This is a genomic window from Lactiplantibacillus brownii, assembly GCF_031085375.1.
GTDB classification, from domain to species: domain Bacteria; phylum Bacillota; class Bacilli; order Lactobacillales; family Lactobacillaceae; genus Lactiplantibacillus; species Lactiplantibacillus brownii.
This window is the reverse complement of record NZ_JAVCWF010000001.1, coordinates 257,227-280,313: the sequence shown is the minus strand read 5'-3', so window position 1 is coordinate 280,313 and position 23,087 is coordinate 257,227. Positions and strand designations below refer to the sequence as shown.

Annotated in this window: 18 protein-coding genes; 7 read left to right on the top strand and 11 right to left on the bottom strand. The window is 43.4% G+C overall.

The genetic code is table 11. The features are described 5' to 3' along the window. Positions 1–157: 157 nt before the first annotated feature. Positions 158–2,347 carry a glycoside hydrolase family 65 protein gene (locus RA086_RS01125; RefSeq protein ID WP_308702090.1) on the bottom strand — a complete coding sequence of 730 codons (2,190 nt, stop codon included), beginning with the start codon at positions 2,345–2,347 and terminating at the stop codon, positions 158–160. Positions 2,348–2,553: 206 nt separating this feature from the next. Between RA086_RS01125 and RA086_RS01120 the strand changes: the two genes are divergently transcribed. Together RA086_RS01120 and RA086_RS01115 are read left to right on the top strand one after the other, a co-directional pair. Next, positions 2,554–3,330 (top strand): hypothetical protein, encoded by a 777-nt coding sequence (locus RA086_RS01120; RefSeq protein WP_308702089.1) that lies wholly within the window; start codon positions 2,554–2,556, stop codon positions 3,328–3,330. A 709-nt stretch (positions 3,331–4,039) separates the two neighbouring features. Then, a complete protein-coding gene (locus RA086_RS01115) occupies positions 4,040–5,437 on the top strand; it encodes an aspartate ammonia-lyase (RefSeq protein WP_308702088.1) in 1,398 nt (465 codons plus the stop codon). A 106-nt stretch (positions 5,438–5,543) separates the two neighbouring features. Here the strand turns inward: RA086_RS01115 and RA086_RS01110 are convergent, their stop codons facing one another. From RA086_RS01110 to RA086_RS01080, 7 genes are all read right to left on the bottom strand, one after another. Next, complete coding sequence (locus RA086_RS01110) at positions 5,544–7,541, bottom strand: glucose PTS transporter subunit IIA (protein WP_308702087.1); 1,998 nt, start codon at positions 7,539–7,541, stop codon at positions 5,544–5,546. Positions 7,542–7,554: 13 nt separating this feature from the next. Further along, complete coding sequence (gene treC / locus RA086_RS01105; protein WP_308702086.1) at positions 7,555–9,204, bottom strand: alpha,alpha-phosphotrehalase; 1,650 nt, start codon at positions 9,202–9,204, stop codon at positions 7,555–7,557. A gap of 21 nt (positions 9,205–9,225) precedes the next feature. Next, positions 9,226–9,945 (bottom strand): trehalose operon repressor, encoded by a 720-nt coding sequence (gene treR, locus RA086_RS01100; protein WP_308704391.1) that lies wholly within the window; start codon positions 9,943–9,945, stop codon positions 9,226–9,228. Positions 9,946–10,311: 366 nt separating this feature from the next. Next, the gene (locus tag RA086_RS01095) at positions 10,312–13,614 is read right to left on the bottom strand and encodes a bacterial Ig-like domain-containing protein (RefSeq protein WP_308702085.1); all 3,303 of its coding nucleotides are present in this window, start codon (positions 13,612–13,614) and stop codon (positions 10,312–10,314) included. 217 nt (positions 13,615–13,831) lie between these two features. Continuing rightward, positions 13,832–14,659, bottom strand: a complete 828-nt coding sequence (gene pnuC / locus RA086_RS01090; protein WP_308702084.1) for a nicotinamide riboside transporter PnuC — start codon at positions 14,657–14,659, stop codon at positions 13,832–13,834. A 369-nt stretch (positions 14,660–15,028) separates the two neighbouring features. Then, entirely contained in the window at positions 15,029–15,841 is an 813-nt protein-coding gene (locus RA086_RS01085) for an ABC transporter permease (protein ID WP_308702083.1), read from the bottom strand. A 5-nt stretch (positions 15,842–15,846) separates the two neighbouring features. Beyond that, positions 15,847–16,773: an ABC transporter ATP-binding protein gene (locus tag RA086_RS01080; protein ID WP_308702082.1), complete on the bottom strand. Its 927-nt coding sequence runs from the start codon at positions 16,771–16,773 to the stop codon at positions 15,847–15,849. Positions 16,774–16,901: 128 nt separating this feature from the next. Between RA086_RS01080 and RA086_RS01075 the strand changes: the two genes are divergently transcribed. Both RA086_RS01075 and map read left to right on the top strand, forming a co-directional pair. After that, positions 16,902–17,756, top strand: coding sequence for an Rgg/GadR/MutR family transcriptional regulator (locus tag RA086_RS01075; RefSeq protein WP_308702081.1), 855 nt, complete (start codon positions 16,902–16,904; stop codon positions 17,754–17,756). Positions 17,757–17,938: 182 nt separating this feature from the next. Then, positions 17,939–18,727: a type I methionyl aminopeptidase gene (gene map / locus RA086_RS01070; RefSeq protein WP_308702080.1), complete on the top strand. Its 789-nt coding sequence runs from the start codon at positions 17,939–17,941 to the stop codon at positions 18,725–18,727. Positions 18,728–18,797: 70 nt separating this feature from the next. On the opposite strand, the gene RA086_RS01065 is transcribed toward map, so the two are convergent. After that, entirely contained in the window at positions 18,798–20,147 is a 1,350-nt protein-coding gene (locus RA086_RS01065) for a DUF2252 domain-containing protein (protein WP_308702079.1), read from the bottom strand. A 181-nt stretch (positions 20,148–20,328) separates the two neighbouring features. Between RA086_RS01065 and ndk the strand changes: the two genes are divergently transcribed. After that, positions 20,329–20,799 (top strand): nucleoside-diphosphate kinase, encoded by a 471-nt coding sequence (gene ndk / locus RA086_RS01060; RefSeq protein WP_308702078.1) that lies wholly within the window; start codon positions 20,329–20,331, stop codon positions 20,797–20,799. 182 nt (positions 20,800–20,981) lie between these two features. Then, positions 20,982–21,368: a hypothetical protein gene (locus RA086_RS01055; protein ID WP_308702077.1), complete on the top strand. Its 387-nt coding sequence runs from the start codon at positions 20,982–20,984 to the stop codon at positions 21,366–21,368. 73 nt (positions 21,369–21,441) lie between these two features. Here the strand turns inward: RA086_RS01055 and RA086_RS01050 are convergent, their stop codons facing one another. Both RA086_RS01050 and trxA read right to left on the bottom strand, forming a co-directional pair. Further along, entirely contained in the window at positions 21,442–21,687 is a 246-nt protein-coding gene (locus RA086_RS01050) for a hypothetical protein (RefSeq protein WP_308702076.1), read from the bottom strand. Positions 21,688–21,937: 250 nt separating this feature from the next. Continuing rightward, positions 21,938–22,270, bottom strand: coding sequence for a thioredoxin (gene trxA / locus RA086_RS01045; RefSeq protein ID WP_308702075.1), 333 nt, complete (start codon positions 22,268–22,270; stop codon positions 21,938–21,940). Positions 22,271–22,445: 175 nt separating this feature from the next. Here trxA and RA086_RS01040 point away from each other — a divergent pair, with 175 nt between their 5' ends. Continuing rightward, positions 22,446–22,958, top strand: a complete 513-nt coding sequence (locus RA086_RS01040) for a MerR family transcriptional regulator (protein ID WP_308702074.1) — start codon at positions 22,446–22,448, stop codon at positions 22,956–22,958. The last annotated feature ends 129 nt before the right edge of the window (positions 22,959–23,087 follow it).

The window sequence follows — 23,087 nt, the reverse complement described above, 5'->3', positions numbered from 1 at the left end:
TGCCCCCATTTTCAGCTTCTTTACCCCTAGTTTACCGGATTTAGGCTAGTCATGGGCGACATAATTCATAAATTGTTTTATATTTAACAATTAGACCAATTTAAAACCCAGTAAGTCGCTACCAGTCAATACTAGTAGACCACTTACTGGGTTTCCATTAAACGTTAGCTTGAATGCTGATCGTCCGCTGATCCTGATCAATTGTGACTTCATCGCCAGTTGTGCCGGTAACCGCTAACTCAGTAGCCGTCACCTTAATCGTGTAGATGTTGCCACGATACTGTAACTTGAAGCGACAGGTTGTCCAACCCGTTGGTAAATACGGCCGTAACGTCACCGTATCATCGTCAACCGTCAATCCCATCATGCCCCACGCAAATGTAATCCAACTACCGCCCATGGCTGCCAAATGTAGCCCATCCGCGGTATTACCTTGCGTGTTTTGTAGATCGGTATTAATTGTTCGTTTGAAAAAGTTGATGGCGCCATCATGTTTGCCAAGTCGCGCCGCTGCAATGGCATAGATAGCTGGCGACAATGACGAATCATGTGTCGTAATAGGTTCATAATAATCATAATTTGTCTGAACTTGCGCATCAGTAAATTGTTCGGGCAATAAAACCATTGCCAACAATAAATCCGCTTGTTTTAAGACTTGTAACCGATAAAGCACCAATGGATGGAAATGTGTCAATAGTGGGAACTGATCCTTAGGAATTCTGGCAAGGTCAATGCGTTTCTTCGACAAAAAACTGTCATCTTGTGCAATCAAGTCACCACGTGTCTCAAAATACATCTCATCCGCGGCTTTTTGGAAACTGGTCCATTCACGTTGTGAAACTTTAAACCGACCAATATCTTTTTGACTGAAATGATCCGTTAGATACCGCAACTCAAATTGCGCCATATAATTCGTATAAGCATTATTATTGATCAAAGCGGTATATTCATCCGGTCCTGTGACTGTATTGAGCACGAATCCCTTGTCCTCGTCGAAATTACCATAACTCAGATAGAGGCGACTCGTCTCAACTAATAATTCTTGACCGTAGTCACGCATAAAAGTCGCATCATGCGTAATTTGGTAATAACGGATGACCAGATAAGCGATGTCGGCGTCAATATGAATAGCCGCCGTGCTAGCTGGAAAATAAGCTGAGGATTCTTCACCATTGATCGTCCGCCATGGGAATAAAGCACCCGCTAAACCTAACGACTGCGCGTAAGCCTTGGCATGTGGCATTTGTTGATAACGAACCATTAACAGTCGCTTGGCTAATTCCGGATGGTTCCAATAGAAGAATGGTGCTTCGTAAATTTCCGTATCCCAGAAATAATGACCGTTATAACCGCTGCCAGTTAATCCTTTGGCGGCAATTCCACGACCGCCTTGATGCAGTCCAACCGCTTGCAGTAAGCCAAATTGTGAAAAACGAATACCCAGCTGGGAATCATCATCACCGGTAATTTCGATATCACTCGTGGCCCAAAAGTCTGTCAATGCGGCCGTTTGAGCGGCAACGGTTGTGTCAAAGTCGGCTGCTAAAGCTGTTTCAGCTTCCTCAGAGTCTTCAGCCGTTCCGAGTTCAAACCAAACTTTTTTCGTGACTGAGATAGGCTCAGCGTTTAACGCAAACTCACCCGTCCAATCGCCATCAGTGACCCAGTCGCCAGGCTGATCATAGCTTGTCAGTAGACTCAATTGTTGGTCACTTTGTAACGCCTTGAAAGTTAAGCCACGCACCGTTGGCGTCACTTGTGTCACTTGTTGATTAGCAAGGATCTCGGCGACATCATAGTGGGCTAACCGTGGATCAAAGTCTGCGGATTGTTGCGTTGCTTGTGCATGCAACCCGGAAATCACTCGCAACTGTCCCGTTTTGAAATTAAGTGCTTTGACCGTGACTTGTTGTGTTAACAAAGCGGCTGTTTTTAAACTAGTCAACCGAGTCAACTTAATGGCTAATTGGCGACCAGTTGCCGTTTCTTCCCAGACTAAGTCGTGTGTGAACTGTCCGGTTTGCATTGATAAAGTATAATTTTGTGAAATCAACTGACCCTGTTCTAAATCTACGGGGACATCGTCGAGCCACAGATCAAACCGGGTTGGTGCTGGGAGTGGGATCATCATCTGATTGCGTTGGGGAAAGCCAAATTGTGCTTCGCCATATTGAATTGGTTCGTAATCATAGAAACCATTTACATAGACCACTGTATCTGTTTGTGGGCCATTCTGTAATTGTGGTATTTCAGTTAAATCCTTGACCCCCACCAAGCCATTGCTGACCGTCAACTTGGATGCTAACTCACGCGTTGGTTGCGTGGCGGTAATTTTCCATAAATCCATGCTGAACCCCCTCATTGATTTCTGTTTCCGTTTACAATTAGCGTTAAATTGCTAATAGTCACTTTTAATTATACCCCGAAAACTCAGGCAATAGCTGCTTTCACCATCGAATGTCCAAAATCACGAACTATTTGGGCCAAATTTGTGTCGTTAAACTAATTTTGGCCTATACTCAAGGTAGTTTATCATCTAAGGAGGTACGGCCAATGGCAAAACGACGAATTAATCACGATCCTAACCAATTCGTAAATACCGATGCCCATCGGCGTCAGCTACAACTGGCGGTGCAAATGGCCTTACCAACCAACGTCCACATCTTGGCACGCAACTTCGCACGTTCCAGCGCGAGTTCCTACTGGTTACTCATGCTTGACCAACCGGATCATTCAATGCCACGATTTCTGACCCTGCGCATCGCTGATCATACGTTATGGCTGAGTAATCATGACCAGTTAGCCGTCACTTGGGAGGCCGGTAACTTCGCAAGCGTACGACAAACCTTGCGGCAACGTTTAACGCCAACAACACTGCAACAATATAGCTACTACTTACAACCAATCGATATCGTGACGTTGCGGTTAGTCTTACATCTGGAACAGCATCAATTAATTTGGTTAGTTCAATTATCGCCAACCATTGCGAAGGCGTATAAGAATCAACGATTGGATCTACACGATGATTTTCCAAGTGCCAAATTATTGTTAGGAAATATGAATAATAGCAGCTTACAGCTGGTGCCAGTTAAGCAACCAGCATTTCAAGCACGACTCGGACAATATTTCGGCCGCAATTTACTATTTTCACAATTCACGAGCCATCAATTATTGCGATTATTGCCAACAAATCAATGGATTCGGCCATTATTACGACAATTACCACCGACACCCAGCTTGGAACAACAACTGGCAGCCGCCTATGGCACTGATTTTGTTCGCATCTATGTGGAAGCAATTCGGCAACAAGCCCAATTACAGGCAATTTGATTGTGCCAATATGGTGTAGCCTAGCTTGCCGCTTCGGTTGGTCTGGACTGATGCTGGAACGTGGTGGCCTCGTTTGTGAGCCAAAATGCGGTCTCACAAGCCGGGCTTTTCCTAAGCTGGAAATCCACCAGCTAAGGAAAATTTCACCACTGAGCATCATCCAGCCCGCCCTGCGCTAATCAGTAATCCTAATATCAATTAATCTTTCGTTGATACTGGAATCATCAATATTCTTTTGATTAAATCGCTATTTGGCATCGGAGTGGACCGACTTTCAAGACATTGGTTCTCGGCTTAAAACACTTTACAGCAAACGTGCTAGTCAACGGAGACCGACAAAATTATTTTAATAAATATGCTGGCTGTGGTGTACTAATTTTCAGTCCAAGCAAAATTCAAGTTAAGCTCATCCTTGTGTTAGAAAAGGTTCAAATGATTGGTAACCGTTCAGGTGTAATGAACAGTTGCCAATCATTTTTTTGCTAAAAACCATTATCGACGCAAATTGGTCTAAGTTAGCTCATTTGCTTTTTACAGTGGAAAAGTTAGTTTTAGAGCCGTTTGGCCGTTGAATGTTTTGTCTTTGAGTTTCTAAGCTTCAGAAAATTTACAACTAGCTGTAAATCATTGTATTAAAACTGTAATGGTCTACACTGTAACTATTCATGTAAGAAGTTATGACATGAAATCTAATTAAGAGGGTTATGGCATGCGGATTGAAGAGGATTGTATTGGTAAATTGCCCATTGATGAGCAGGCATTGTACGGGATTCACACTGTGCGAGCAGTACGGAACTTTCCCATTAGTCATGAAAAATTAGATCCATTGATCATTCAAAGTTTAGTTCAGATTAAGAAAGCTGCCGCTGAAACCAATCATGCTGCCGGCACCTTAGCAACCGACAAACAACAGGCTATCGTCGCTGCTTGCAACGACCTGTTGATTGGCCGTCACGCTGATAGCTTTATTGTTCCAGCAATTCAAGGTGGTGCGGGCACTTCGGCTAATATGAATGTTAATGAAGTCGTTGCAAACTTAGCTCATCGGCTAAAGCCAGCGGTTAAGTTGCAACCAAACGATGACGTCAACCAGTCACAATCTACTAACGACACTTTTCCAACCGCTGGAAAAATGGCGCTTCTCCAACAATTGCCCGGTTTATTAGGTGCGATCGGTCAATTGGTTCAAACCTTGCTAGTTCAAGCTAAAGCCCATGAAGACACGATTAAAGTCGGTCGGACCCAGTTACAAGATGCCGTTCCAACCACGTATGGCCGGACTTTTATGGCCTACTATCATTTATTCAAACGCGACCTAGCACGCTTGCAAACTGCCGGCGATCATTTAACAGTCGTTAACTTAGGTGGGACCGCAATTGGGACTGGTGTCAACGCGACCCACTATTATCAAGAAAACATTTTGAAAGTTTTGAATCAGAATACTAAGTTAGCCTTGCAATCGGCACCCGATTTGGTCGATGCCACTCAAAACTGCGACGGCTTTGTTGAATTTTCAGGTGCAATGAAAACTTTAGCAGTTAATTTATCGAAATTCAGCAATGATCTGCGGTTATTGGCCAGTGGGCCTCAATCCGGACTCGATGAATTGCATCTGCCCGCCAAACAAGCGGGATCATCAATCATGCCTGGTAAGGTCAACCCAGTGATTCCTGAAGTCGTCAACCAAGTTTGTTTCGAAGTTATTGGTAATGATGTCACGGTCACCATGGCCGCCGAAGCTGGCCAATTAGAGTTGAACGCTTTTGAGCCAATCATGTTGCGAGACCTTTTAGCCAATGAACGTTATTTACAACAAGCGATGCATACGCTCGTTAAAAATTGTTTGCGCGACTTAACCGTTAACAAAACCGCCTGCGCCAAGTCGGTTGAACAATCTGCTATTACCGCGACCGTGTTGACTCCCTATTTGGGCTACGTGGCGACCACAAAGTTGATCAAGCAAGCCGTCGCACAACACGACTCAGTTAAAGCCTTATTACTGAAAAAACAATTATTGCCAGCCACGTTGGTCAATCAGCTCTTTAGCCCAGCTAGTTTGACACAACCACGCGCGACAAAACCAACTGCTATGCAGAGTCAAGCTTAGCTATTGCAACTAAAGTAACCAGTCAAAAACAACAATATTAAAAGCGGCAGTAACGACTTGAAATTTAATCAAGTCGTTACTGCCGCTTTAATTATTTAACAAATCACTAAGCCGTTTCACCCAAATGACGTTTCTTAGGTGCTGTCTTAACGGCATTGACATCTTCATCTTTGAATCCGAACATCCAAGTTAAGGTGAAGGAAACAATGACCGTGACGATTGACGCAATCCAGAAGCCCCAGAAACTGAAGTCCATCCCCTTAGGATTAACGAAGGATGTGAATCCAATCAAGGAACCGGTAAAGCCCCACATGTTGACGCGCATCAAACCAGTTAGGAAACCACCCACGGCAGCCCCGATGCTGGCCGTCACAAAGGCACGACCATACTTCAAGTTAATCCCGTACATGGCAGGTTCAGTCACACCAGAGAACGCTGAAATTGTTGCTGGCCAAGCTAATTCTTTGATATTAGCTAATTTTGACTTCAAAGCGATTGCCATAACGGCACCACCTTGAGCGACCATCGTTGCAGAAATAATGGCATTTAAATAACTGTGACCCGTTGAAGCAATATCGTTGGCGACAATTGGCACAACCGCCCAGTGCAACCCGAAGATTACTAGCACTTGATAGAACCCACCAATAATCAAACCAGAAATCGATGGACTCAAGTTGTAGATCCAAACGATCGCATTAGCTAAACCAGTCGAGATCATCGTAATGATTGGACCGAGGAATAAGATAATCACACCAGAAACAATAATAACTTCAAATAATGGCACAAAAATCATCCGCAAGACGGTTGGAATAACTCGTTTGAGCCATGGTTCCAACTTGCTGGCTAACCAAGCCCCAGCGATCATTGGGAAAATTGAGTAGGTGTATGAAGCCATGTGCACGGGTAACCCAAAGAAGGTCGCGTTAATGCTCATGCCTAAAACTGACCCAATCGCTTTACCACTAGCCATTGTAACCAATGCCGGATAGGTTAAGACCCCACCAATGATCCCCATGATCACGGGATCGGCGCCCAGTTTCTTGCCGGCAGTAAACCCAACAAAGATTGGTAGGAAGTAGAAGACGGAGTCCCCCATCGCATTAATAATGACATAAGTCGTATCAGTCGTGCTGACCAACTTGAAAGTGGTCAATAACGCTAAGACCCCTTTTAAGATACCGGAAGCAGCCAACAAGCCAATCACTGGAATCATTGATCCGGTGATGACCCCAATCAAGCTACTGAGGGCCCATTTAATCTTGCCCCAAGTCGTCGTTGGTCGATTAGCTGCCGCAGTTGTTTCAGCCACAGCTTTGGCCGTTTCTGCATCGTTAGAAAGTTCTGGACCAATTTGCTTAATAACCGCGTCATAAACATCCGTTACAGCCGGCCCAATGATGACTTGATATTGACCGCCAGCCTTGGCAACGTCAATGACCCCTTTTAGGTTAGCCACAACATCGTCATTAGCTTTGCTTTCATCTTTCAAATAAAAACGTAATCGCGTAATACAATGAATCAAACTGCTAATATTTTCAACGCCACCGACATTTTTTATAATATCCGTCGCTAATTGATCGTATTTGCCTTCCTTAGGCAACTTACCTTTGCGTTTTGCATTGAATGTGTTGGCATTCAACCGGCCAGTCGCCACTTCAGTTCCGGCAGTCGCAGTGCCATCATGAACATCCAAGGATTCCAATTTATCGCTGGAATTAGTTACTGCTAAGATGACGGTTTGTTGTTTGTTAGCCGCTTTAATCGCTGCTAAGTCCATCGTCGCAATCACATCGCCTGTCTGGACTTCATCACCCACACCGACTTTTAAGTCAAAAGGTTTCCCTTTCAATTCAACCGTATCAATGCCTAAATGAACCAAAACTTCCAAATTGTTATCTGGTGTTGCAAAACCAAGCGCATGCTTCGTTTCCGCAACCATCGTCACTTTACCACTAACTGGCGCAACGATTTTGCCATCGCTTGGTTGTACCCCAAAGCCAAGCCCCATCATACCGGCCGAAAAGACCGGATCTTTAACTGCTTTGAGTGGAATCACTTCACCATTGACCGGTGTTGCGATTGTGACCGCTTGCATTTTTGCCATAATATATCCTCCCCTAATTCTTATTGACTAACAAAGCGACCGATTGATAAGGTTGTAACACCATCTTCGGTTGGACTTTGACAGCATCATAATTTGATAATAAGACTTTGGCAGTCACCATTTCGGCTGGTAGATCAACCGTAGTGGTGGTCGCGTAAAAATTGTTTAAAACTAATAATTGCTGTGAACCAAGTTGCCGCCAATAACCAAAGACCTGATCGTCATCTAAACGCCAAGTACGATAGTCACCATCTGCCACGATAGGCAGCGTTTTGCGCAACTTAATTAATTGCTGATAATACTTGAATATTTCCCCGTGAGCCAACTCCTGGACCACATTGATCTTAGCTTGATTCGTTGGTCGTAACCATGGTCGGCCAGTGGTAAAACCGGCCTTAGGGCTAGCATCCCATTGCATCGGTGTCCGCGAATTATCACGTGCCTTCGTTTTCACAATTGTAAAGGCATCCGCATGGCTGTAACCGCTCCGTACTAACGCACGATAAGCGTTTAATGCTTCAATATCCACGTAATCTGCCATAGAATCATAGTCCGGATCAGTCATCCCAATCTCTTCACCCATGTAGATGAAAGGCGTGCCTCGCATCAAATGAATGACGGTGGCTAGCATTTCTGCGGACTTGACCCGATACCGACCAGGATCACCGAAACGATTCAATGCTCGTGGTTGATCGTGATTATTCCAAAACAACGCCTGCCAACCGTTGCCAGCATTCATGCCAGTTGCCCAACCATCGAGTAAGTGCTTGAGACGTGGAAAATCAAACGACATCCGCGACCATTTACGACCATCCACATAATCCGTCTTCAAATGATGAAAGTTAAACACCATCGACAATTCATGATTATCCGGATTAGTGTAGCCGATACTATTCTTAATCGTGGTCGATGACATTTCACCAACCGTCACACTATCAGGATCTTGACCAAAGCTAGCCGCATTGAGCTCTTTTAAATAATCCTGAACAATTGGCGTGTCAGTATACAAGGTCTTGCTAGCCACACCCTTAGGCGCATCGACCAACTGAGCCGCTTTCCCAGTGACGTTGATCACATCAAAACGAAAGCCTTTCACACCCTTTTGACGCCAGTAGTTGACGACCTCGGCACAAGCTGCGCGTACTGCTGGATTATGCCAATCCAGATCAGCTTGAGTCGGATCATATAAATGAAGATAATATAAATCAGACTCGCCAAATGGGCTCCACGCTGGGCCGCCAAATTTAGATTCCCAATTGGTCGGCAAACTGCCGTCTGGTTTAGCATGTCGCAAATAATAGAATTTCTGATATTTACGATCACCAGCTAGGGCTTTTTGAAACCAGACATGCTCGGTCGAAGTGTGATTAAACACCATATCTAGCATCACGCCAATACCAATGGCTTTTAGCTTGGCCACCAATTCTTCAAAATCACTCATCGTGCCAAAAGTTGGATCAATCCGATAATAATCGGCAATATCGTAACCGTTATCATTCTGTGGCGAAACGAAGAACGGATTAAACCAAATCATATCGACATTTAACTTTTGTAAATACGGAATCTTCTCAATAATCCCGCGTAAATCACCAATGCCATCACCATCACTATCGTAAAAAGATTTAGGATAAATCTGATAAATCACTTGTTGCGATAATTTCATGCTGCTTTCCCTCTCTGCTAGTTACTTTTTCGTTCGGCGGGCAAAATCCCGAAATCGGAATTTGTCTGCTCGATGCCGCGATTCTGTGAACTGAAACGGTGTCGCATCCGCTAAGCTAGTCACACTCCGAACCACTGCAACGTAGGCCCCTGGATCAAGTTGTAACTGTTCGCGATCTTCATCGTTCGCTGGCTCCATCGTGATCTCTTTCGTGGCGTAAGCAATCTCCAAACCCAAGACATCTTCAAAATAGGCATATAAAGAATCTTCCGCCGCCGCTTTTGGTAATTTCGGGACAATTGACGTTAAAATATAATCTTTATCAATAATGTCTGGTTCGCCATCAATGACCCGAACACGTTTCACGGCGGTTACTGGCGCTGTCGTCATTTCCACCCCCAACGAGGTAAACATCTGAACAGGCAAACTGACATGTTCTTCAAAACCATAGACCACGTTTTCAGTTGTCACATTCATCTTTTCGGCCAATTCTTTGTAACTCACGATGCCCGAAACCGGAAATTCGTACTGACGGTGTTCAATCACGATTGAGCCTTTGCCACGAATTTTTTGAATATAGCCATTCTCGGCTAATTCGGCCAACGCTTTGCGTCCAGTTTCGCGCGAAATGCCATACAACTGACACAACTGGTGCTCGCTTGGTAGATACGTGCCTGGCTTATAGACATCACGATCAATTTTTTGCATTAAATCATCATAGATTAATGCAGCTTTGTTCACCATCTAAACGTTCCTCCTAACTGTTTAAGCAATCGCTTACAAGGTTCATCTTAAACTTGTTTAGACAAGTTGTCAACGCTTACATTTGAAATGACGTAAATAGTGTTTTACCAAGCTTTCATTTTTGTTTTCACTTGTCTAACAAGTCTAGACAAGCTTATGAAATTATTGAGATTGCGGTCCCGTAGTCATCCTATTTTTAGGTCTCCGGTTGGGCTGGTCCACAGGATTGCTTTAAAATGTGAACACTACGCTGTATTAGATCCCTGAAAGCATTAAATCCGCACAGCGCTAGCCGACTGTTCAGCTAGTCTGGTGCGGATTTAATGTTATTAACCTCTCATTTAATCGTTTTCAAGCGACTATTTAGTGTCTTTTTAGCCAGGCGACACCCGCTAACCAACTACTCATCAGTAATCCAACCAGCCCCATGATCGAAATCGCGGTTGTTGGTGCCTCATCAGTTTTGGGTAAAGTCACCGGTGAAGCCGGCTGATAGAGTGGTTTCAACACCGATTGGTCGGTGTGACTGATTTTAGCTGGCTTAGCTGCCGCGACGGTTGTCGCCTTAACAATCACCGGCTTGACAGTTATAGGCTTCACGATTGTCGGTTTTTCAGCTGCTGGTTGTGGGCGTAGCTTTGACTGCTCACCTTGATGATGATTGTCAGTCGGTTGGGTTGGAACGCTTGCAGCCAAAACTGTCACAGTAGTGGTCTGACGCGTTAAGTTGCCAGCCGCATCCACATAGGAGTAGGTGACCGGATACTGCCCGGCTTGATCAACATCGACTCTTCCAGTAACGGTTATCGCTGACCACGCCAATGGTCGGCCATATTCATCCGTCGCCGTCACAAAACCAGCTTTGGGATGCCAAGAATCACCAGCCGCCACCAATTGATCATGTGCCTTGATCATAGCGTGGCTAACAACGGTGACTCGCGTCTGGGCCTGATGCGTGCCTAATTGATCTGTAAACTGATATGTCACAACGTAAGTTCCAGGGCCAGTCAACTGTGCCAATGACGTGGTTGTCGTGTGGCCGGTCACTGGTTGCGCCGTAATTTGCATTTCACCCGCTGTTAACGATTTACCGTCAGCGTTAACGGCCAATTTCAAATTGGCTTGTGGTTGCCAGTTTGCTGTCGTGATCAAGTTTGCTTGATCCTGCTTTAACAGGAGACCGGCAACCGTGACCGTTGCCTCTTTTGACGCTTGATGGTTAGTCATGTCGGTATAGGTATAAGTCACATGATAATTACCAGGAACCTTCGTATTGGGCCTGCCGGTTAAATGGACACCGGGCGCAGTTGGCGCGAGCGTGTGACCATTTTCATCAACGGCACTAAAGTTATCACTCGGCTGCCAAACGGTTCCCAATTTGATAGCACTATTTTTGGCCTCAATGGCTGCTAAATTAACCACTGTTACCGGTATTGTCACCAAACTCGTCGGATCATCTTTCAACTGGTAAGTCACGTGATACTGACCAGGAACATGAAAATTCGTGACCGGCTGGCCATTAGCATCAAAGATTGTGGCCGTGACCCCCGTTGTCGTCACCACATCTCCAGCAGAATTAACTGCCAATTTAACGTTGCTCAATGGCTGCCACGTCGTCCCAACAGTCAGTTGTTTGTGGGTTTCAGTCAAAAGAATCCCAGTCACGATCACTTGGGCTTGGCTCGTGGCCAAGAAACCGGTTGAGTTCGTAAACTCGTATGTCACGAGTGTCTTCCCCAGCACTTGTGTGTTTGGCTGATTTTTAATTTTGATCAACGACTCGTTGACGCTAACAGCGCTACCGTCAGCGTTGGTCGCACTGACAAAGTTATCCGCAACTTGCCACGGCGTCCCTAACTTAATCACACTATCTTTAACGTCTAAATTTTTTTGCTGCTGATAGGTCGCTACCGGGCGCTCACCTTTGAGCGTATAAAGCGCCATTAATTGGGCGGTCGTGTACACTTGATGCGTTTTCGTATTGACCCAGCGACCCGTATATTGTTGACCCTCATACTCAGTATTTGGCGCAAATGTGTTCAGTGCCATTGTCTGTTGCTTAATAAGTTCGTGCTGCTCATTATAGTAAGGCACATCCAGTGTCAAAATTGAATTTTTTCCAAGCGTGATCTCAATTAAGGGTAAATCCAGCATGCCTAATGCATAATCCAAATGACGCATATCAAAGTTAGAGAGGTCAAGTGTCATTGGATTCTCAATTGGTGCCGATTCTTCGGGATCTTCCGGGTCCATCGGGTAAGCATCATCATCTCGCCCAAACATGGCCGTCATATCGACTACTTTACCCGTATTTAGCCCAGAGACATCCAAGTCCTGAATAGCATCTAAGCCTTGAAACATTTCATCCATCAAAGTCACGTTGCTTGTATCCAAATGGGTTAAATTAAGTCGTTCAAGACTGCTATCATCCATCAATAAGCCACTCATTTTGACCACATTGTGTGTGTCTAGGGTGGATAGATCAAGTTGGGTCAAACTAGCATTTTCGGCCAACATTTCAGTCATATCGATAACCTGACCAGTATTTAGCGATGATAAGTCCAAGCTTTCAAGACTAGATAAGCCGGTAAAAGTACCATTCATATTGGTCACATTAGCAGTCTGAAAATGGGATAGATCCAGTTGGGCTAACGAGAAATCCATGGCAAACATGAATGCCATATTAGTGGCTTGTCGCGTATCCAGCCTAGATAAGTGGTCAATCTGTGACAATGACGTTAAATTGTAGAATAGCCCCGAAGCATCGGCGCTAGTCTTGATCGTGTCCTCTAAAATAATTCGATTAATATTAGTTGCTTCGTTCCCCCAAATTGAGATTCCTTGGGTACGAGGCTTAATTCCTGTACGTCGCGAAGCCTTCTTCTCATTCGCGGGATTATGGTCAGTTTCAGCTTTATTCGGATCGTAATCGTCCCAAACATGTGTGTCTGCGAGCTGGCCGCCCCCAATGTGTAACACATCACCCGCATCAATCCACCATTCACTCGTTCCTAAAATCCCTTTATCAAGATTAGTGGTCTGATTATACGCCGCATAATCTTTTGCTGGTGTCGGTTTAGTAGGATTAGTGTTGTTATCATTAGTCGATCCTAACGGCGCAGCGACTGGCTGAACTACCGAATTCTTAGTTGACTGGTTAATGGCTAACTGTGGCTGCGAGCCAACCTTAGCGGGTTTAACGACCACTACTGGTTGAGTCACGGACTGGTCAGTTGGTATGGTATTGTGTGTTGGTTTGAACGGTTGTGTCGAAGGTTCCGATTGAGCCTGATTCGTCGCCGACGTCGGTTTAGAGATAGGTTTAACCGCCTGATTTTCAGTCTTGGGTGCTTCAACTTTAACTTGAGAATGATCAGATTTTACTTGTGCATCCGCGGTTGTCTTTGAATGCCCTGTTTGGGTTGTCTTCTGGTCATCAGTTTTCGGCTTAACCGTCTTGGTTCGCAAGGTCGTTGTCTTTGCTTTGACCGGTACGGCATCATCAGTCGTTTTGGGTGTCACCGTAGGAACTGTGACCCTAGTCGTCGCAGCTTGACTGGTCATGCCCCCAATTTGCCAAGTCAAGGCGACAATACCAATTGTCACCCAGACTTTACCACGTTTGTACATTTTAAAATGGTGCTTTTGATCGTCCGCATTCAACATTCTCTAAATCCCCCTCAAAATTAGTTAACCCACTCATCGGTATTAGTATAAAACAAATTTTCTGCAAACGCGACCTATTTCGTCACGCTATTTTGAAACCAATGAGGATCATTTTCAAAACAACGACAGAAAAGCGACCTTAATCACTTGATAGCCTTCATCAAGGAATTAACGGTCGCTAGTTTACTTTTTTAAAAATATGGTCATGCAGGAACTTTTAAGCTTGATGATCCAAACCAAACACATTTTGTTCAGTTGATTTTTCAGCTTGCGCACTGGCTTTTTCTTCAGCAATCAACCGAGCCCGTTCATGCTTGTTGTACCAAGGTGAAACCGTGAAGGCCAAGATGTCATTCATCAAGTAAACTGAACTGTTGATGAACATCGCTAAAGTGGCTGAGCCTTGACGGAATGAGATAAACCAAAGAACCATTTGAGCCAGACCAGAAGCGATCCACCAGAAATATTGGTTGTTGTAGCGTAAGAAGCAAATGACACCGGCTGTTAAGCAGATGGCAAAGCTAATAGCATCGACCCATGGCCGTGGATCATCCGTTAAGGCACCAATTAAGTAACCAGAAATGCCATAGACGACTAACGTTGATACGATGGCAACAATCCAAGTTTTACCCGTAAACTTTCGGATTTTTGAAACCATGTTGACGTTCCAGCTAGCACTAAGTAATACTGGAATATCCAAAGTAACGACATAAGCTAATTGTTCACCAATACTCAAATAGTTCTTTGCAGAGAACCCAACGACGATAAAGCAAGCCGCGGAAATGACTCCTAATAGGCCATTTACTGATTTAGCCGCATTGATAGCCAAGACACATAAAACGCCCAAAGTGGTCCCAATAAATGTTAGAATAGATAACGCTGTGATTGGGGCACTCACCAAGGTCATCACTTGGCAACCCAAGCTAAAGTAGAATAAATAGTAGTTTTGTTGTGGCCAACCTTTCAATTGGTGCGCTAAAAATTTAAAATAATTACTCAAAATCAAATTCCTCTTTCCGTGACTAATAATATGCCGTTGCGTCATTATAGTTGGCCAACCATTACGACTCACACTACCATATGTAGTGCTTCCGTTCGAAACAACACTATATATTGTATCATTATCTTCCACGATGAAAAGGACTAATTTCAAAATATTAATTCAGTTGTAAACAACGAATCCGATTTCTTCCCGTCAGCACGGTGTTTTTGTGCGGGCGAATTTTTTTACAATTATTATCTGACTCCCACTTACCTCGAAAACAATCATCAGCGCTTATAGAAGAGCTGACTGATCCTTCGTTTATCAGCAGTGTACATGTACTTGAAATATCACGCTGTGAAAAATTCATGCCCCCAATCGAACCTTATCACCTATTATCATTTAGTCCTACATACCTTCAGAAAATCATTACTATATTTTTAAAATGTATTTTTCTCGATTGAAACGTTTCACAACAACCACAAATATGAATAAATCAATTAACAACAACAATACCGTAACAATCAAAACTGCGCGTATTCCTAGTAGAACTGCACCACTTGCTTGAGAAATAACTCCTACGATGATTGGTAGAATAAGTATCATAGCCACTGATTGGGCCGCTTTACTGGTTTTCACGCGCTGGGCAACGAAGATAACTAGGGCTATTGCTAGGAAAACAATGCAAGGATCCAAAAATAATGCCACCAATATCCAAGTCACATTTGGGAAAATCATTGTCTTAAAGACATTCAAACCCAGCGTATCAAGCAATATCCCATAAATAAGAATTGATACCCAAGTAGCAAGCATTGCTGGAATCGCTGCTGCAAGTATTTTCCCCAAAACTAGTTCACTGTTGGTGAGTGGCGTATACAGTAACCCCTCGATTGTTTTGTTTTCCTTTTCTCCAACAAAGCTCGAGCTCGCAATTACCGTAGCAAGCATCACTGGAATTAATGCGAATATTGGAATGAAAAAATACATTAAGATCGCATATATCTCGACATATTCTGACGGTATATTGTGCGGAATAATCGTAGTATTCAAATTGGTCATAAATGAACTTACGCCGCCAATATCATTAATCACCGTACTTTTTTCACCACCCAACAGTAAAATAGTAGGTAAAATCAAGCTGAACACTAACGGCAATAAACATAGTGGTAAGAGCGTTACTTTATCATTTTTGATTCCAAGCAGGTCTTTTTTGACAAGCGTTTTGACACGACCTAAGTTAATCATTAATCCTACCTTCCTATCGTCTCAAAATAAACTTCTTTTATTGTATGATCAACTTTTTCGACCATGCTTACAGAAACATTATTTTCAACCAGATCAGTCACCACATTTGCAATAGTTGCACCCGCATTTAAACTCACTTCAAAGACGTCAGCGTTGCAAACTGATTTGACATTCTTATCCTTATTTAAAAGAATATTAGCTTTGTCAATTGGCGTTGCTACAACTTGATAGACTACATTGGGCCAAAACGCTTCAATAATTTCACGTGATTCACCGTACTGAATCAAGTTACCCTCTTTAAGGATACCAATCGAATCGGCTATTTTCTCAAGTCCCTGTAATTGATGAGTACACATCATAACTGTCATATTCCTACTTTTGACTAGCTTTTTTAAATAATGTGTCAAATTATCCATCGCCTGTGGATCCAATCCAGAAGTTGGCTCATCTAAAATTAAGAGTTTGGGTTTATGGAATACAGCTCTTGCGATACTGACTTTTTGCCGCATTCCCTTACTAAGTTGACCAACCTTAGAATTCTTTCGATCGAATAAATCAAAAAAGCGTAAAATTTCATCAATCTGATGATGTTTCAACTCCTGTGGCATCTGATAAAAATCACCCCACAAGTCCAAATTCTCTATAACAGTCAGATTGTCATATAGGTTACCATCATCTTGAACACCAATATTTTGTCTGAACGTATCGTCAATTTGTTGATTACTTTTATTTGAGAACACTATCTGACCACTCGTAGGTGCTAGCAACCCTGTCAATAAACGAATTGTGGTTGTTTTACCCGCGCCATTCGGACCAAGCAATGCAAAAATTTTCCCCTTTTCAATTTTAAAGCTTAGATCTCGAATAACTTTCCGTTTTCCAAGTGTTTTATCGACATTTCTAAATTCTATTAAGCTATCGCTTACTTGCATTTTGGAATACCCCCCTCTCCTTTTACAAGACAAGGGTAATTCTTTTTCAACACAGGATTGTTTTTGGTAACATAAACTCACCAACTGTCTCAGATGTGAGACAGATTTTGACTATGGGGTGAATTTTGATGAAAACTGGGGAAACAATCGAATACTTGAGACAACGGAAAAATATTTCTTTAACGGCTATATGTGGTACCGAAATTAGTAGACAAAATTATTACAGGATATCGCACGACCAAGTAAATACTTCAATCACCAAGTTTCGATTCATCCTTGAAAAACTCAATGTCACCTTTGACGAATTTTATTTTATCAAAGAAAATTTCAATCAAGAAAAAATATTCTTAGATTACACTAAAGCCCAAAACGAGTTTGAAAATAAAAATATCCAAGCACTAACCAATATGATTAAAGAATATGCGGCCATCAAAAACAATAGCACTAGAGAGCTTCATCTATATTGCCTATTAGTCATTCTCAAAAAGAAATTACAGCATAAAAGCGATGAGACTTGTGAACAAATTCTGCATGACTATTTGATAAGGATCGAAACTTGGACTCACTATGAAACCGTACTTTTTAATAATTGTATGTTTATTTTTTCAACTGATTTCATCAACGTAGTCATATTTAAAACTTTAAGCAATTTGAGTGCATATTCATCTTTGAGAAGTTATGGCAGTGAATCCTTTAGAATGCTTGTCAATGTATTAATATTATCGATTGACCGGCACGAATGGACCACTGCAACCAGTGTTTTACAGAAGATGAGGCAAATCACCCTCGCAGACGACTTAGTATTTGAACATGCCTGTTTACGCTTTTTTAATAACTTATTAGCCTTCATCCAAGGTGAGACCACGGATACGTCTCATTATGAGGAAGTTATTCAGGCGCTAAAATTCCTTGGGAGCAACAAACTAGCCCTCATATTTACGACCTATCTCAAAGAATCAACCAATCAGCTTACCCATATATAACCAAGCTCAAACCGCACTAACAGCGACAACATTCCTGTATTTCATGAAAGATCATTTTTTAAGTACCTGACTACCACTACTCACAATTTTGCTTTTTGTCGGAAAGACTTGCCTGGAGTATACTAGATATGGAAACTTTTTCACTTACAATATTTAAATTTTTTTGGAGGAAAAAAGGCAAAATGATAACTCTTAAATCAGATCGCGAGATTAAGGGTATGCAAGCAGCTGGCGATATTATGGTCGGTCTGTTTCATGCACTCGCAGATTATATTAAACCCGGACTAACAACTTGGGATGTTGACCACTACGCTTATGAATATATCATTGCGCATGATGCCACCCCTGGCGAACTCAACTTTGAAGGCTACAAATACTCAACTTGTGTCAGCGTCAATGACATGATTTGTCACGGCTGCCCTAGCAAAGACATCTTAATTAAAGACGGCGACTTATTAAAAGTGGATACCGTTATTAACTATCATGGTTACTTGAGTGACTCTTGCCACGCCTTTGTTGCCGGTACAGCGTCACCAGAAGTACAAAAATTAATGGACGTTACCTGGAAGGCTTTGTACCTTGGCATCGACCAAGCTGTTGTTGGTAACCGTATTGGTGACATTGGCTGGGCTATCCAAAACTACGCTGAAAACCAAATGGGCTACGGCGTCGTCCGTGAATACATTGGCCATGGCATTGGACCGACGATGCACGAAAAACCAGATGTCCCTCATTATGGCGAAGCTGGTCATGGCACCCGCTTAAAGGCTGGGATGACTATCACCATCGAACCAATGGTTAACGTTGGCGACTGGCGCTCTGGCGAAACCGCTGATGACGGCTGGACGGTGCGGACTATGGATGGTAGCCTTAGCTGCCAATATGAACACACTTTAGTAGTAACTGATGATGGTCCCAAGATCTTATCTTCATACGACCATGATTTTGACGCTAAGTATTTATTGAAATAATCGTAAAAAAATCCGCTGACATTAATTTGCCAGCGGAATTTTTTTAACACCAAATAATTATTTACTAATTTCAGACTAAGTCTAAGAACGTCTGATAATCATCTTCAACCTGCGTAACATACGCTTCGGCCCAATTAGCCATGGCGTCATCGAATTTCGTTGAACTGCCAATATAGCCCCGAATCATCGCAGCGGTTGGGCTTTGGGCATGGGCTTGTGCCAAAATCATGGCACAAGTATTCGCGTAAGCCTGAAATTGGCCCCACGACAAGGTTGGAATATCGATCGACTCTTTCATGTCACGGAATTGCCGGACATAAAAACTCTTATCAGCCATTTGGAAATACCCTAAAAAGACATCCGAAGTCGATTGCAAGATTCGCTGTGAACTGACGATTCGTTGGCCTTCTGTCAGTTCCATCGCGGCGGTCAAGGCTTGTCGTGACTGACTACCAACTTTCCGGGTCGGCAAGGCTTCCTTAATCTGCAAAACCATGTGGCTCCCATCCGTACTCGTCAATAAGACTAAATAGCAAAGTGAGCCAAAGCTTCCGACGCCTACGCTATGACGAATAATATCGGTTACTTCATATTGCGACAACAACAATGCGACATCCGTCCGCACCGTCTGGAGATACTGCGTAATTCCTTGTTTCAACGCCTGATAGGTCTTTTTATCAATATGCACCGACCGTGGCGCGTTATCTTTAAACTGGCGTTCACCATTGCTGTTCGTCCACGTGAATTTTCGAACGACTTGTTCTGAATTACGCTTAGTTGCCTTTTTGACCAAGTCAGCAATGAAATCCGCAGTATCTTCCGGTTCACCGCCAAAGTTCAGGACAGCTTGGACTTCATTATCCCGATAGAAACGCTCTAGGGTAGTCTGATTAAACATCCGTTTGATGGCTTCACGATAGCTGGCACTCGCTTCACGAACGAGCTTGTCCACTCGCTTAGGCTTAAAGTCAGAATCGCGTGCTGCCAAGATAATACTGACAAGCAGCCGTCGCAGATCCCATTCCCAAGGGTGAACGCCCGCTTCATCGAAATCATTCAGGTCAAAGACCAACCGACGTTCCGGCGAGGCATAAAACCCAAAGTTTCCAATATGCGCGTCGCCACAAACAACGGCAGGAATTTCAGTTGAATTTTGATAATCTAAATCATAATCCATGAGTTCGACCGAACCCCGGAAAAAGGCAAATGTTGACGCAGCCATCCGGTCACGTCGTAATGGCAATAATTCGGGAACTAACATTTCTCGAACGTGTTTCAAAAATGCGCCTGCATCCCGCTCAACCGGCGTAAATGACCCTAGTTGATCAAACGATGTGACCAACCGGCGCGCTTTGCCTAACGCGATCAGTTCGGCCACAGTATGATGTTGGCGAATATGTGATAAATCAAGTGGTGGCATGAACATCAATCCTTTGTTTTTAACTGTTTCCATTATAACGATTTGTGCCGGCAAAACGAAAGGATTGTGCTGATATTTCAGTAATTAACTTGGTCTTCCATTGACGCCCGCCATGCATTCAGCTACAATTTAAGTTATCAAGGAATGAAAGCGTTTTCTAAAATTGAGGAGGAATTTCATTATGGCAAATTCAGAAAAAACTTTAGTACTCGTTAAACCCGATGGCGTCGCTGAAGGACACATCGGTGAGATCATTTCCCGTTTAGAACGTAAAAGTTATCAAATTGTCGCTTTAAAAGTAATCAGTGCCACTCCTGAACAATTACAACAACACTATCGTGAAAAAGTAGAAAAGCCGTATTTCGCTGAAATTGAGACCTATATGACAGAAGGGCCATTAGTCGCAATCATTGTCAGTGGCACCGGCGTCGTCAAGTCCGTCCATAATTTAGCGGGTAAGACACGGCCAAATGATGCTCAACCCGGCACGATTCGCGGGGATTTCGCCCATGAATATCCCGACGGCATCCTGCGTAATGTGATCCACACTTCCGATAGTCGTGAAAACGCGCATCATGAAATCGCCATCTGGTTCCCAGAGTTAGCAGTCAAATCTCGTAAGGAAGCCACCGCTAAAACCGCAAAAAAATAATAACGGTCTAAAACAGGCTAGGTCTAGCGTTGGCTAACCGTCCAAGCATTTACTTGTTAACCTGGCTTACCAATCCCCCCGTAAGGTTAATCAATTAACCTTGCTGAGAAGTCGCAATAGTCGAATCTCGCGCGATAATTCCGTATGCTGGAGTTATCAAATAAGGATTTGGGGGGATCTTTATGAACTTAGTTGTCGGACCGTTTCTACGCAAACCACACGAACAATCGACACACAAATTTTCGATGTACGCTGCGCTAGAACGCGTTGATGAATGTCTGCGGCTGATCACTAAGACTGGTATCTTAGGTCTAACGAATTCAACCGCAACTTTAGGGTTAAATTTAACACACTTACTGGGCGTAAACGTCGTCGTGACCAACGATCGGCAGACGTTTACCATTATCGTGCAAAATCATCAAGCGACTTTCTCCATGACTGGTTGTATCATTCAAGATACATTTCATAATATTCTGAACCCGACTCAACCGGGATATTTGATTTCATTAAATCGCCAACTGATCTCCAACAGTGACGATTTGATTGAAACCTTGTATTCAAATTTATAACGACAAAATAGCCTCTGACAAACGTGAAATTTCGTCTGTCAGAGGCTATTTTTCTTGAAAGTTTCCGTTTAAGTCAAACCGCTAATTGTGCCAAATTATTGATTGGTAATTGCGGCGTAGTTGGTGATGGTTGTATCTGCCAGTCACTCGGTAAAGTGCCAGCAACCACTAGACTGCGAACTGGATGATGTCGATACGAAGTCGTCATCGCTTCCCCGTGCCGCACGTGCCTAGTGGCAACTTGGTGTTGCTGCTGATGGATTAAAATGGCTCCTGCCATGGTGATCCCCACGCTAACTAATAAGGTCAATTTTTTCATTCATCAAATCACCTTTCTCAGATCAAAATAAATTTGTACACAAGTTAATTAAGGATACCACCGAAAATTGACTTATATTAAGTTTCAAAAGCTGGTTTTAATTATTAATAGCTCGGCCGCGGCCACACCTTGAGACTCCCACAATTAATGAGCCATTATCAGCTGAATTTAATTTGACACCCCTTGCCGATTATCACGATTATTAAAAAATAAATAAAAAGGCAACCATCAACTGACGGTTACCCTGCCTTCAGTCAGCCGTTACTTCTGCCAACTTCTGATCCAAATATTTTTTTAATGCTGCTTGGGGATGAAACCCAACGACTTTTTCAGCGGGCTGACCATGCTTAAAGATCACCAAAGCCGGAATACTCATAATTTCAAAGTGTTCCGCAATGGCTTTGTTAGCATCAACGTCCAATGATGCAAACTTAATTTTGCCATCATAGTCTTCGTCCAAAGCTTCCAGTGCTGGTGTCTGCATCTTGCACGGGCCACACCAATCTGCCCAAAAATCAACCACCGTTAAGTCAGTCCCATCAGCGACCGTCTCAAACTCGGTCCCATTGACTGGTTCAATCATTTTGATTCCTCATTTCAACTCAAGTTACTTTTTATCATAGCACGTTTTGGCCTAAAACTTCGTGTCGTCTGTTCGTGACCACTCGCTCAACCAACTCACAATAAGCAATTCCCTACGCAAACTGTTCAAAATTCGATATAATAGCGTTATAGAAACGATATAAGGAGGAATTTTCATGACAACTCAAACGAGCCAATCAGATCAAACGACTAAACTAGTCGCTTCGGTCGCCGCAGATCAACTTGGTATCAAGGCTGTTACCTTGCGTAAGTACAGCACCATGATTGAAAAACAGCTCAATAATGAAGATCTATTTCGTAGCAGCGGGACCAGCCATCGCTTATACACCGCCGCAGATTTAGCCGCATTCAAGGATGCCATCACCTTAACCGAACACGGGACTACTCTGGCCGAAGCGTTACAACAAAGTTTCAATCAGCCACAACCCAAAACCACTTTGGTCGTTGAAAAAACCGTGACTCGGCAACCAACCGCCGCTAAAAAAGTTGTCGACACGCCACCGGTTACCCCCAATGAACCGACAAATGCCGAACTTCTGAAACAACAACAGATCATGATTCGCCGACTCGACTCACTTAATCAACGTTTGAACCAAGTCCTGGTTAAGTTAGACCAACAAGCCACCCCACAACCGCAACATCCGTGGTGGCAATTCTGGCGTTACTGAGTCCCAGCCTCTTATATTTGGATGGCCTGGAACACCTTGCACTGATTTCGTCAGTGCTTTATTGATCCCATAATTCAACAACAAAGGCACTGAGGGCTCAAATTAAGAGACTCAGTGCCTTTGTTTAAT